This window comes from Bradyrhizobium sp. SYSU BS000235, assembly GCF_049747295.1.
Taxonomy (GTDB): Bacteria; Pseudomonadota; Alphaproteobacteria; order Rhizobiales; family Xanthobacteraceae; genus Afipia.
Genome location: NZ_JBMHJM010000001.1, coordinates 569794 through 581774, shown reverse-complemented (window position 1 = coordinate 581774; position 11981 = coordinate 569794). Strand labels below are relative to the sequence as shown.

General features: G+C 60.3%; 10 protein-coding genes and 1 pseudogene. 3 read left to right on the top strand and 8 right to left on the bottom strand.

All coding sequences use genetic code 11. The features are described 5' to 3' along the window. Window positions 1-30: 30 nt before the first annotated feature. Window positions 31-1284, bottom strand: a complete 1254-nt coding sequence (egtB, locus tag ACP0KA_RS02635) for an ergothioneine biosynthesis protein EgtB (RefSeq protein ID WP_424627285.1) — start codon at window positions 1282-1284, stop codon at window positions 31-33. Window positions 1285-1584: 300 nt separating this feature from the next. Between egtB and grxD the strand changes: the two genes are divergently transcribed. Beyond that, window positions 1585-1920 carry a Grx4 family monothiol glutaredoxin gene (gene grxD / locus ACP0KA_RS02630; RefSeq protein WP_424627284.1) on the top strand — a complete coding sequence of 112 codons (336 nt, stop codon included), beginning with the start codon at window positions 1585-1587 and terminating at the stop codon, window positions 1918-1920. Between the two features lie 65 nt (window positions 1921-1985). Here grxD and ACP0KA_RS02625 read toward each other — a convergent pair. Beyond that, a pseudogene (locus tag ACP0KA_RS02625) lies at window positions 1986-3055 on the bottom strand (threonine aldolase family protein). Window positions 3056-3422: 367 nt separating this feature from the next. On the opposite strand from ACP0KA_RS02625, the gene ACP0KA_RS02620 reads away from it, so the two are divergent. Beyond that, window positions 3423-4661: a serine hydrolase domain-containing protein gene (locus ACP0KA_RS02620; RefSeq protein WP_424631471.1), complete on the top strand. Its 1239-nt coding sequence runs from the start codon at window positions 3423-3425 to the stop codon at window positions 4659-4661. Window positions 4662-4739: 78 nt separating this feature from the next. On the opposite strand, the gene rpsD is transcribed toward ACP0KA_RS02620, so the two are convergent. The 5 genes from rpsD to purB all read right to left on the bottom strand — a co-directional run bounded on the left by rpsD (window position 4740) and on the right by purB (window position 8908). Further along, window positions 4740-5357: a 30S ribosomal protein S4 gene (gene rpsD / locus ACP0KA_RS02615; RefSeq protein ID WP_424627283.1), complete on the bottom strand. Its 618-nt coding sequence runs from the start codon at window positions 5355-5357 to the stop codon at window positions 4740-4742. A gap of 190 nt (window positions 5358-5547) precedes the next feature. Continuing rightward, window positions 5548-5955, bottom strand: coding sequence for a cupin domain-containing protein (locus ACP0KA_RS02610; protein WP_424627282.1), 408 nt, complete (start codon window positions 5953-5955; stop codon window positions 5548-5550). 83 nt (window positions 5956-6038) lie between these two features. Continuing rightward, window positions 6039-6830, bottom strand: coding sequence for a glutamate racemase (gene murI / locus ACP0KA_RS02605; RefSeq protein WP_424627281.1), 792 nt, complete (start codon window positions 6828-6830; stop codon window positions 6039-6041). A gap of 226 nt (window positions 6831-7056) precedes the next feature. After that, on the bottom strand, window positions 7057-7596 hold the full coding sequence (locus ACP0KA_RS02600; RefSeq protein WP_424627280.1) for an MOSC domain-containing protein: 540 nt from the start codon (window positions 7594-7596) through the stop codon (window positions 7057-7059). A gap of 4 nt (window positions 7597-7600) precedes the next feature. Next, window positions 7601-8908 carry an adenylosuccinate lyase gene (gene purB / locus ACP0KA_RS02595; protein ID WP_424627279.1) on the bottom strand — a complete coding sequence of 436 codons (1308 nt, stop codon included), beginning with the start codon at window positions 8906-8908 and terminating at the stop codon, window positions 7601-7603. A gap of 238 nt (window positions 8909-9146) precedes the next feature. On the opposite strand from purB, the gene ACP0KA_RS02590 reads away from it, so the two are divergent. Continuing rightward, complete coding sequence (locus tag ACP0KA_RS02590) at window positions 9147-11093, top strand: alpha/beta hydrolase domain-containing protein (RefSeq protein ID WP_424627278.1); 1947 nt, start codon at window positions 9147-9149, stop codon at window positions 11091-11093. 47 nt (window positions 11094-11140) lie between these two features. On the opposite strand, the gene rpe is transcribed toward ACP0KA_RS02590, so the two are convergent. Next, complete coding sequence (gene rpe / locus ACP0KA_RS02585; protein ID WP_424627277.1) at window positions 11141-11842, bottom strand: ribulose-phosphate 3-epimerase; 702 nt, start codon at window positions 11840-11842, stop codon at window positions 11141-11143. Window positions 11843-11981 lie beyond the last annotated feature (139 nt).

Here is an 11981-nt window from a genome sequence, read left to right as displayed (position 1 = left end):
TCCCGAGGCGCACTGCGCCCGTTCATCAAGTCAGACGGCGTAGTCGGCGAGGCGGAGCCCCGTAAATTGCCAGCGATGGTGAGGATAGAAGAAGTTTCGATAGGTGACGCGGCTGTGGCCCTCCGGCGTGGCGAGCGATGAGCCTCGCAGCACGAGCTGATTGACCATGAACTTGCCGTTATATTCGCCGAGCGCGCCTTCGATGGCCCGATAGCCGGGGTAGGGCGAATATGAACTGCGGGTCCATTGCCAGACGATGCCGAATGCATCGTTGAGATGCCCTGCGCGGGCTGCGACTTCCCACTCCATCTCGGTGGGGAGATGTTTGCCGCTCCAACGCGCAAATGCATCGGCCTCATAGTAGCTCACGTGCGAGACGGGGGCTGCGGGGTCCACCGGCTGAAGACCACCCAGTGTCATGATGTGCCAGGCACCGTCGATGTTGCGCCAGTGACCGGGAGCTTGCCACTCTTCATTGGAGACAGTCGCGAAGCCGTCCATCAACCAGAGTGTGGCTGTGCTGTAGCCGCCGTCCTTGATGAAGGCGAGCCACTCGCCATTGGTCACAAGATTGCGTGCGAGCTTGACCGGGCCGACGAGTGCGCGGTGCGCCGGCTTTTCATTGTCGAAGTGGAAGGTATCGTTCGGATGTCCGATGGTGTGGATGCCCTCGGTCAGCGTCACCCATTCTGCCCCCGCTCGGGATGCGGCGGGAAACGTCCACGCCGCGTTGTAGGCTGGCGGGATCGGGTTTTGTGCGAAGGCGTGCAGGATATCCGTCAGCATCAATTCCTGATGCTGCTGTTCGTGATTGAGGCCGACCTCGATCAGCGGCACCAGAGAAGCGAGTTGGTCTTCGCTTGCTTCGCTGAAAAACTTGGCAACGGCTGCGTCGACATGCTTGCGATAGGCCGTGACAGCCTCCGCGCCGGGACGGGTCAGGTGACCGCGCTGGGCTCGTGCGTGCCGCGGTCCTGCGGTGACGTAGTAAGAGTTGAACAGGTAGGCGTAGTCCGGATGGTAGGGCGCGTAGCCCGGGCAGTGTTCGCCAAGCAGAAACTGTTCGAAGAACCACGTGGTATGGGCGCGATGCCATTTGGCGGGGCTGGCGTCCGGCATGGACTGCACAAGCTGATCTTCTGGGGAGAGAGGGGCGGCCCGGCGCTCGGTTTCGTCCCGGACAGCCTGATAGGCGGCAAGCAGACTGGCCGCGAGATCACTATGGGGGGCCTGGGAAACGGAGAGGAATGTCGCGGCGGCGGAGGTAGAAGCTGGTTTCGTCACGAAAATCTCCGGTTCGGGGGAGAACGATCCTCCCGCGGATCGGTTCCAGGAACAGTTTGTCCTAGATAGGGGAGATACGAGAGAATTAAAGATAATGTTACCCATTCGATGCCCTAAGCTGGGCCGGAGGAAATTGGGGTGTTCGACCCTCGGAGACGGGCGATTCATGGGAAAGCATGGCTCCTCCTCACCAATTTGATTGGGATGCGGAACCATTTCGGTCTACATATATGACCAAAGTGACAGGTGGATGAGCGAATCCCGGCCCTAGGCAGGGATGGACCCCTAGAGGACGCGACTATGAGCATTGAGCAATTCATTGAGAACGAAGTGAAGTCCAACGACGTCGTGCTGTTCATGAAGGGCACGCCGCAGTTTCCGCAGTGCGGGTTCTCGGGCCAGGTGGTCCAGATCCTCGATCACGTCGGGATCGCCTACAAGGGCCTCAACGTTCTTGAATCGGGCGAACTGCGTGACGGCATCAAGATCTATTCGAACTGGCCGACGATTCCCCAACTCTACGTGAAGGGTGAGTTCGTGGGCGGCTGCGACATCATCCGCGAAATGTTCCAGGCGGGTGAGCTGCAGCAATTGCTCGCCGACAAGGGCGTTGCGGTCCAGCAGCCAGCCGGCTGATTCGATCGATTAGGAATTTCAAAGGCCCGGGCGCCCTGCGTCCGGGCCTTTGTTTGCCTGCGTTGTCAGGCGTCTCGTCGCAGGATGTCGCGTACGAGGTCGATGGTCTCCGTGATCATCGCCGCGCTCACATCGAGATGGGTGCAGGCCCTGATCCTGCGGCTGTCCAGCATCGAAATCAACACGCCGTGCGCGCGTAGCTTGTTCACCAGTTGCTGCGGTGGAATGCCCGCGCCGTCGGTTTCAAAGAACACCAGGTTCGTCTCGGGCTGCTGGACCACGACGCCCTGGATTTGCGCAAGCCCTCGCGCGAGCGTTCGCGCATTGGCGTGATCATCAGCGAGACGATCGACGTGGTGATCAAGGGCATAGATGCAGGCCGCCGCGGAATTGCCCGCCTGGCGCAGGGCGCCGCCCAGCCGTTGCTTCCAGCGCCAGACATCGTCGATAAAGTCATGTGAACCGGCCATCACCGCACCAAGCGGAGCGCCGAGGCCCTTGGTGAAGTCGATCCAGACCGAATCCCAGCCGACGGACATCTCACGCGCCGAGATGCCTGTGGCAACACAGGCATTGAGCAGCCGCGCGCCATCCATGTGGGTCGCGAGCTTGTTGGCCTTCCCGATTGCGGCGATGTCGCCGAGGAGGCCCTGAGGCCAGATGGTCCCGCCGCCGATATTGGCCGTCTGTTCGACGCTGACGAGTGTCTGCGCGGCCGCATAACGTGATGGCGCTTGGATCGCGGCCTGCAATGTTTCCGCTGTGAATTGCCCGTTGGCGCCCGGCAGCGGTGTGATCTGAATTCCACCCAGCGCGGCGTGGGCTCCGCCTTCGCGCGTCAGGATATGCGCGGATTCGTGCGCGAGGATTTCATCGCCGGGCCGGCACGTGGCGAGCACCGCAGCGACGTTGCACATCGTGCCGGACGGCATGAACACTGCCGCTTCCTTGCCAAGTAGCTCCGCAACGCGTTCGCAAAGCATTTGACGGTGGGATCATCCCCGATCTGCTCGTCGCCGACTTCGGCCCGCGCCATGGCCTCGCGCATCGCTGGCGTCGGGCGGGTTTGCGTATCCGACAGCAGATTAATGCGAATGGGCGGAAGCGTTGGATCGCGTGGAGCGGGGGTAAACATGACGCGTCATTTCTCTCGATCGAACATTGGACGGCAATTTAGCGAAGCTAGTGGAGTGGATTTGACATTCGCTACACCCAGCCGCGAGTTCGTCAAGCGAATGTCAAATCCAAAACTCCACTAGAAACTTATATTTGCTAGTGGTCCTTTGATTCTAACATTCGCAGGAGGTGCCTGCCGAGATTAAATGCGAATGTTAGAATCGGACCACTAGATGACCATGCATAGGAAAAATCCGACTTTCGGCTTGGCTTAACACGCGGACTTGCGTGACTGTGAACGCTGGCTAAAGTCTGCCGAGCCACTAACCCTGAGGTCCCACTTGTCCCGCCGCCTTTTTCGTCGTTGTCAGGCCGTCGTTACCCTGATTACTGCAATCGTCATCGCCACGACGGTGATTTCGATTGCGAATGCCGGAATCATCGGCGAGTCCAAGCCGGAGCAGGCCGGCTTTTCACCGCAGCGGCTGCAGCTGGTGACTGACTATTTCCAGAACGAAGTGACGACGGGAAAGATTCCCGGCGCGATCGTTCTCATCAAGCGCCATGGCGAGACGGCTTATTACGGATCCTTCGGCGTTCGTAACGTGGCGACCAAGGCGCCGATGACGCCTGACACCATCTTCACGCTGTATTCGATGACGAAGCCGATCACCTCGGTTGCCGCGTTGATGCTGGTGGAGCAGGGCAAGCTCGCGCTTGATCACGAGGTTGGCCAGTACATCCACGGCTTCTACAACGTGAAGGTCGGGGCCGAGAAGATGGGGCCGGACGGTCAGCCGACCCTCGATCTGGTCGCGCCGCATCGCCCGATGCTGATCCATGACTTGATGCGGCAGACTGCGGGCATTCCCTATGCCTCGCTAGCCTATGGCGTGGTGAAGAAACCCTACGACGCCGCCGATCTCGTCTCCGGCAAATTCACCAATGCGGAAGTCGCCGACAAGATCGCGGCGTTGCCGCTGATCGCGCAGCCTGGAGACGTCTGGGTCTACGGTCACGCCACCGATGTACTGGGACGGGTGATCGAGGTCATATCAGGAAAGTCGCTCTACGAATTCGAGAAGGAGAACCTGCTCGATCCGCTCGGCATGACCAGCACGAGTTTCTTCGTGACCGATCCCGCCAAGCAGGACAAGCTCGCCTTTCCATTCCCGAAAGAGAAGCTCGAGCGTGATCCGCGGATTGTTACGAAATGGGAGTCCGGCGGGGGCGGCATGGTCGCTTCAATCAACGATTACGCGCGTTTCCTGCAGATGCTGCTCAACAAGGGAACGCTCGATGGCAAACGCATCCTTGGTCCCAAGACCGTGGAGTTCATGACGTCCAATCACATCGGCGAAGCGGCCGGCGTCAAACCCTGGGCCTATTATTTCCCCGGCGCGGGCTATGGCTTCGGGCTTGGTGTCGCGGTGCGTACCGATGCGGGCGTTGCCCATTGGGCCGGATCGATCGGCGAATACGAATGGAGCGGCGGCAGTGGAACGTACTTCCTCGTCGACCCGAAGGAAGACATGTTCGCCATCCTGATGATCCAGTCGCCTTCCCAGCGCGGCCGCATCCAATCGGCGCTGAAAGGCATGATCTACGGAGCGATCGAGAAGTAAGCGACGGTTGACTGCGCGCCAAACAAAAAGGCCGCCCATCGGGCGGCCTTTTCGTTTTTCGCAATCGCGCTGGATCAATTAGCGCGAATAGAATTCGACGATCAGATGCGGCTCCATCTGGACCGGGAAGGGCACTTCCGACAGTCCCGGAATGCGCGAGACCTTTGCGGTCTGCTTGCCGTGATCGACTTCCAGGTAGTCAGGAACGTCACGCTCGGCAAGCTGGTTGGCTTCGAGCACGAAGGTGAGCTGCTTGGAAGATTCTTTCACCTCGATCACGTCGCCAACCTTCACCTTGTAGCTGGCGATGTTGACGCGCTTGCCGTTCACCTTGATGTGGCCATGGTTGATGAACTGGCGGGCAGCGAACATCGTCGAGACGAACTTGGCGCGGTAAACAACGGCGTCCAGACGGCGCTCGAGCAGGCCGATCAGGTTTTCGCCCGAGTCACCCTTGAGGCGGGTCGCTTCCACGTACACCGCGTAGAACTGACGTTCGGAAATGTTGGCGTAGTAGCCCTTGAGCTTCTGCTTGGCGCGCAGCTGCGTGCCGAAGTCGGAGAGCTTGCCCTTGCGGCGCTGGCCGTGCTGGCCGGGGCCGTATTCACGCTTGTTGACGGGGCTCTTCGGGCGGCCCCAGATGTTCTGGCCCATACGGCGATCGATTTTATACTTCGCCTCACTACGCTTAGTCATCGCGTCCTCTTTCAAGTTTAAGGTTTTGAGGAAACGCGCCCTCCTGTGCACCGGAGAATTCCAGTGCCGACAGGTCCGCCTCATAAGCTTGATGAGGAAAACCACGGGTCGCGAAACACAACGCGGGCCGAAGACGGCCCGCGAGCAAGGGGGTTCTATGGAAAATCCCCCGCAATGTCAAACAGATCGACTACTTTGCCGGGGCCGGTGTAGCCAGCGGCTTCGTCTTGTCGACAATGTAAATTCCTAGCACTTTCAAAGGCTTGTCGCCATGAACCTTGGCATCGTGCACCACGCCGGCAGGGATCACGTAGGAATCGCCGGCTTTCAGGTGCTTGTCCGGCTGGCCGTCGATGACGAGGTCGGCTTCTCCCTCCAATACGTATCCGGTCTCGATGCCGGGATGGGTATGCCGTCCGGCGGCTCCGCCCGGGCCGATTTCGGCAATACCGGTAACCGTCGTGTAGCCGTCAGGGAAATCGATCTTCTGCAGCGGCGTGCGCTTGATACCCGCCGGCGGCTGCTGAGCGATCGCAGCGCCGATGCCCGCGAGGGCAACAACAGCAGCACAAAGCAATGACTTTCTGAGCTTCACCATCAATTCCTCCCTTGTCGTTTTCTTTGTGAAACGGACGAGATGAGGCTAGCAGTGAAGTTGTCGCAGAGAAAGAAGCGCGCTGCTCAAGCAACCAGCCGAGCGCCGAAAAACGGCTGCAGCGCCTTTGCAAGAATCGGCGACGGCTCTTGCCCCGATGTGAAGATGAACTGGGCAGGGGATGAGTGGGTCCCGCTGTTCGATGCGCCAAGCAGATCGTTCACACGCCGTGCGATCGCTGGTGCAGGATCGATCCAGTCGACACTCCAAGGAGCAAGCGCACTCAGACGATCATTGAGAAGCGGATAGTGGGTACAGGCTAGCACGACAGTGTCGGTTCGCGCGTCGCCATTGAGAAAGCAGGGCGAAATCTCAGCGGCAATCGCCTCGTCGCTGATGTTTTCTCCCTTCAGCGCTGCCTCTGCGAGACTGGCGAGGTTTTCAGCACCCACGAGGGTGACGTCACAGCCTTGTGCAAAATCGCGGATCAATGCCTTGGTGTATTCGCGCTTCACCGTGCCCTTGGTGCCAAGCACCGAGACACGCTTGGTTTTCGATGACGCGCAGGCAGGTTTGATCGCAGGCACCGTGCCGACAAAGGGAACGGTGTAAGCCTCACGCAGATGCGCCATCACTAATGTTGAGGCGGTATTGCATGCGATCACGACGAGGTCAGGCCGGTGGGCGGTGATCAATTCGCCGATCAACGGCACGACGCGGGCAATAATTTCGTCTTCGGTGTGCTGGCCGTACGGAAAATAGGCGTCGTCGGCGACATAGACGTAGTTCGCGAGCGGCCGCACCCGAATGATCTCACGGAAGACGGTGAGACCCCCGAGGCCGGAATCGAACACAAGAATGGTCGGTGTGTGTGACACAGGAAACAGGCTAATGGACCAGCGGTTACGATTCAGTTGTTATTCTGGGAGCAGCAAAAATTGAAGGGCCTCCGGCTCCCCACGCTCCCATTGCGTTGAAATGCTTCAAGACTTTGGTCTGATCCTACGTATCCGGAGCGCAGGTTCCGGAACATCGTTGTTCGCATCAATGGCAAAATGATGAGCGGGGCGGCATTCCTGTGAGCATCCTGGACTGGCCGATGCCTTAAACCGGCTTTAGCGGCTGGTGGAGCCCTTCAGGCAGCTCGATGCGAATTGCATCACCGGGACGGACGTCGCCCTCGGCGAGCACAACGCTCATCACGCCTGCCTTGCGGATCAGGTTGCCGTCGGCGTCCTTGTCGAGCGTCGCCGCCATCAGACCTTTCTGGAACTGGTCGATCTGGACGCACGGATTTCGCAACCCGGTGATCTCGACAACCGCGTTCTCACCGAGGTGAAGCCGCGTGCCGGTGGGCAGGCCAAGCAGGTCGATGCCGCGCGTGGTGACATTCTCACCCATGTCGCCGGGGCGAACGATAAAGCTCTTGGCCTGAAGTTCGTCGAACAGCTCCTCGTGCATCAAATGCACTTGCCGCAGATTCGGCTGGGTCGGATCTTTCGCAACGCGCGAGCGGTGCTTGACCGTCTCGCCCATATGCGCGTCGCCAACGACGCCCAGGCCTTTCAGCAAGCGGATGCTCAGAGAGTTCGGCTTGCTGAAAGTGTGGCTCTTGCTCAAGCTGACGGTGGTGACAACTCCCATCAGCTCAGGCCGCTCCAAACACGCGCTTGAAGATCGTGTCGACGTGCTTGAAGTGATAGCCAAGATCGAACTGCTCCTCGAGTTCGGCATCGTTAAGATATTTCTTCACGTCGGCATCCTTCTTCAGCAGCGGCAGGAATTCGCCTTCACCGCGCCAGACCGGCATGGCGTTACGCTGCACGAGCTTGTAGGCGTCCTCGCGTGACGCACCCTTTTGCGTCAACGCAATCAGCACGCGCTGCGAGTGAACCAGCCCGCCGAGGCGATCCAGGTTCTTCTGCATGTTGGCCGGATAGACCAGCAGCTTGTCGACCACACCTGCGAGACGATTGAGCCCGAAGTCGAGGGTCACGGTCGCATCCGGACCCATCATGCGCTCTGCGGACGAGTGCGAAATATCGCGCTCGTGCCAGAGCACGACGTTTTCCAGTGCCGGTGTCACATAGGCGCGCACCATGCGCGACAGGCCGGTGAGGTTCTCCGTCAGCACGGGGTTGCGCTTGTGCGGCATCGCCGAGGAGCCCTTCTGGCCTTCGGAGAAGAACTCTTCGGCCTCGAGCACTTCGGTGCGCTGCATGTGGCGAATTTCCACCGCAAGCCGCTCCATCGATGACGCAATCACGCCGAGCGTTGCAAAATACATCGCATGGCGGTCGCGCGGAATGACCTGCGTCGAGATCGGCTCGACCTCGAGACCCATCGCCTTGGCGACGTGTTCTTCGACGCGCGGATCGATCTGGGCGAAGGTGCCGACCGCGCCGGAGATGGCGCAGGTCGCGACTTCCTTGCGCGCCGCGACAAGGCGGGCGCGGGCACGGCTGAACTCGGCATAGGCGTAGGCAAGCTTCAGGCCGAAGGTCACCGGCTCGGCGTGGATGCCGTGCGAGCGGCCGATGGTCGGCGTCATCTTGTGTTCGAAGGCGCGGCGCTTCAAAGCCTCCAGCACCTTGTCGATGTCGGCCAGCAGCAGATCCGCTGCGCGTACCAGTTGCACATTGAGGCAGGTATCAAGCACATCCGAGGACGTCATCCCCTGGTGCACGAAACGCGCTTCCGGGCCGACGATTTCGGCGAGGTGTGTCAGGAAGGCAATGACGTCGTGCTTGGTCTCGCGCTCGATCTCGTCGATCCGCTCGACGTTGAAGGTGGCGTCCTTCGCCTTGGCCCAGATGGTCTTGGCGGCTTCCTTCGGGATCACACCGAGATCTGCCAGCGCATCAGCGGCATGGGCCTCGATCTCAAACCAGATTTTGAAGCGTGACTGAGGCTCCCAGATGGAGACCATTTCGGGGCGGGAATAGCGTGGGATCATGTCGGAGTCCTTTCGCGGAGGCTGTACCAGAAGCCGCCGCCGGAGACAAACAAAACGGGCCGTTTTTTGCAGTCTTTTCCGTGGCTTTTGACCAATTCGCGAGGCCGAGGATTCGCGCGCTTTGCGAGAGGCGTGAACTGGGGAAGGGGTATTCCCGGCCGTATCTTTCCGCCGTGCGGGTCGGCTGATAGCGTCGCTTTCAACCGGGCGCAAAGTCCGGGCAAAAACGGGAGAGACCATGAAACGCTCTGTTGCGGTGGCGCTGGCCGCCGCTGCCTTTGCTGCACCTGTTGGGGTGGCATCCGCCAAGGTCGTTAAATTCGAAGTTGTCCGGACGGAATCGCCTGCCTTTGAAGGGCGCACGTTCGGCAGTGTCGGCACCTACGACAGGATTATCGCCCGCGCCACCATCGCAGTGGCGCCCGGCGATCTGCATAATTCCATTATCGTCGATGTCGACAAGGCGCCGCGCAATGCGCAGGGGCAGGTGGAAGCCACGACCGATGTCGAAATCCTTCGGCCGACCAATGCCGCCAATGGCAATCGAAGGCTTTTTTATGAAGCGCTGAACCGTGGCGGCAAGCTCGGCTTTGCGCTGTTCAATGACGACAACCCGGTCGTCAATGATCTGGCGAAGGCTGGCGACGCCGGGAACGGCTTCCTGATGAACCGCGGCTACACGCTGGTGTGGAGCGGCTGGCAGGGTGACATTGTGCCGGGCGGTGGACGCATGACGTTTACGCCGCCGGTGGTGCCCGGCATCACAGGGGCGGCGCGCGAGGAATTCGTGTTCGACAACATGGACAACCCGGTCACTGGCACGCTCAGCTATCCGGCGGCTGATCTTGATCCGGCGCAGGCCAAGCTGACGGTTCGCGAACGTGAAGCGGACGAGAGAACCAAGCCTGCGGATATGTCGTTTAAATACGATGGCGATCGCAAGGTGTCGATTTCGCGGCCGGCGAACTTCGATGCGGGTGCGATCTACGAACTCGTCTATCCCGCGAAAGACCCGAAGGTCATGGGGCTCGGCTTTGCCGCAACGCGCGATGTGGTTTCGTTTCTGCGCTATGAGAAGGCGGATGCCGCAGGCAACGCCAATGTGCTCGATGGTCGCATCGACAAGGCGATCGGGTTCGGCCTGTCGCAGAGCGGCCGCTATCTGCACGATTTCATCTATCTCGGATTCAACGGCGATGAATCCGATCGTGTGGTGTTTGAAGGACTGATGCCGCACATCTCCGGTGGCAAGAAGACGTTCACGAACTACCGCTTCAGCCAGCCCGGCCGTTCTCCGTATCAGCACGCCGATATGATCTACCCGGGATCGGAATTTCCGTTCACCTATCCGGTCACGACCGATGCACTGACAGGGAAGAGCGATGGGCTGCTGGCGCGCTGCCTTGCGGCCAAGAATTGTCCCAAGATCATCAAGTCCGACAGCGAGATCGAATTCTATCAGCAGCGCGCTTCGCTGGTGGTGACCGATACGCAGGGCAACGCGATCACGATGCCCGACAATGTCCGGCTGTATTTCCTGTCCAATCTGCAGCATTTCGCGCTGGCCAACTCGAAACCGGCGATGACCAAGACCTGCCAGTTTCCGACCAATCCGCTGAATGCGGGTCCGTCGGTGCGGGCTCAGCTGGTTGCGCTCGATGCCTGGATCACCAACGGAACCGAGCCGCCGCCGAGCAGGTACCCGAGCCGGGCGGATGGGACGTTGGTCGAGCCAACGATCGAAGCTGTCGGCTTTCCGAAGATTCCCGGCTTTCCCTACAAGGGCACGATGACAAAGCCGGTGCTGATCGATTTCAGCGTCATGCCGCCACGCAAGGGCAAGCCTTATCCGGCATTTCTGCCGAAGACGGATGCCGATGGCCGCGCCATTGCGGGCGTGCATCTGCCGACATTGGAAGCACCGGCTGCGACGCACACCGGATGGAATGTCCGCAAGGCGGGATATTCGGAAGGCGAGTTGTGCGAGAACAATGGATCGATGATCCCGTTCGCCGCGACCAAAGACGAGCGGCTGAAGACCGGCGATCCACGCCTGTCGATGGCGGAGCGATACCCTCACGAAGGCGATCGTGCTGCGGCCATCGAGAAGGCGGCGCGACAGCTCGTGAAGGACAGGTTGTTGCTGGAAGAAGACGTGAAGATCTTCACGCAGGCAAAGAACTGATTGAGCAAGCCGGGCTGCCTATACGGCAGCCCGGATGTCGCCGGTGATCAGATCGCTTCGCCGCGCACCGATGCGGCTGCGTTGCGGATCGCGGAGATGTTTGCCTTGTAGCTTTCCATGGTGCCGCCCTTGAACACGGCGGAGCCCGCCACGAAAGCATTGGCACCCGCAGCCGCAATCTCCGCAGCATTGGCGGCCGTCACGCCGCCGTCCACTTCGATATCGATCGGCCGGCCGGCACACATCGCACGGACCTGCGAGATCTTTTCCAGCACGGCGGGGATGAACGACTGTCCGCCGAAGCCCGGATTGACCGACATCACCAGCACGAGATCGATGGTGTCGATCACGTATTCGATGGCGCTGGTAGGTGTCGCGGGATTGAGCGACACGCCGGCCTTTTTGCCAAGCGCGCGGATCGCCTGCAGCGACCGATGCAGATGGGGGCCGGCTTCCGCGTGAACGGTGATGTGATCGCAACCGGCCTTGGCGAAGGCTTCGAGGTACGGATCGCACGGCGCGATCATCAGGTGCGCATCGAAGATTTTCTTCGAATAGGGGCGCATCGCCTTGATGACGTCCGGGCCGTAGGAAATGTTCGGCACGAAGTGGCCGTCCATCACGTCGAGGTGCATCCAGTCTGCGCCTGCCTGATCGACGGCGCGGACCTCTTCGCCGAGCTTCGAGAAATCCGAGGCCAGGATCGACGGCGCGATGATCAGGGGGCGTGACGTGAAGGGTTGGGACATCGTTGGTTCCAGTGGTTCGCCGGCTGCGGCAAGCTGTTCCGCCTAACATGCGAGCGTACGGCTCGCAACGCGAGGCATAAAGCTTACACAGGCTTGCGCGGCAAAGGGGACGGCAAGTTCTGCCGTTGCGGCAGAAGTT

Bases quoted from the DNA above. Each gene is read 5' to 3' on its own strand.
- ACP0KA_RS02590 (WP_424627278.1), top strand. From the start codon at position 9,147: ATGAAACGCTCTGTTGCGGTGGCGCTGGCCGCCGCTGCCTTTGCTGCA.
- ACP0KA_RS02600 (WP_424627280.1), bottom strand. From the start codon at position 7,596: ATGGGAGTTGTCACCACCGTCAGCTTGAGCAAGAGCCACACTTTCAGC.
- rpe (WP_424627277.1), bottom strand. From the start codon at position 11,842: ATGTCCCAACCCTTCACGTCACGCCCCCTGATCATCGCGCCGTCGATC.
- ACP0KA_RS02610 (WP_424627282.1), bottom strand. From the start codon at position 5,955: ATGGTGAAGCTCAGAAAGTCATTGCTTTGTGCTGCTGTTGTTGCCCTC.
- rpsD (WP_424627283.1), bottom strand. From the start codon at position 5,357: ATGACTAAGCGTAGTGAGGCGAAGTATAAAATCGATCGCCGTATGGGC.
- purB (WP_424627279.1), bottom strand. From the start codon at position 8,908: ATGATCCCACGCTATTCCCGCCCCGAAATGGTCTCCATCTGGGAGCCT.
- grxD (WP_424627284.1), top strand. From the start codon at position 1,585: ATGAGCATTGAGCAATTCATTGAGAACGAAGTGAAGTCCAACGACGTC.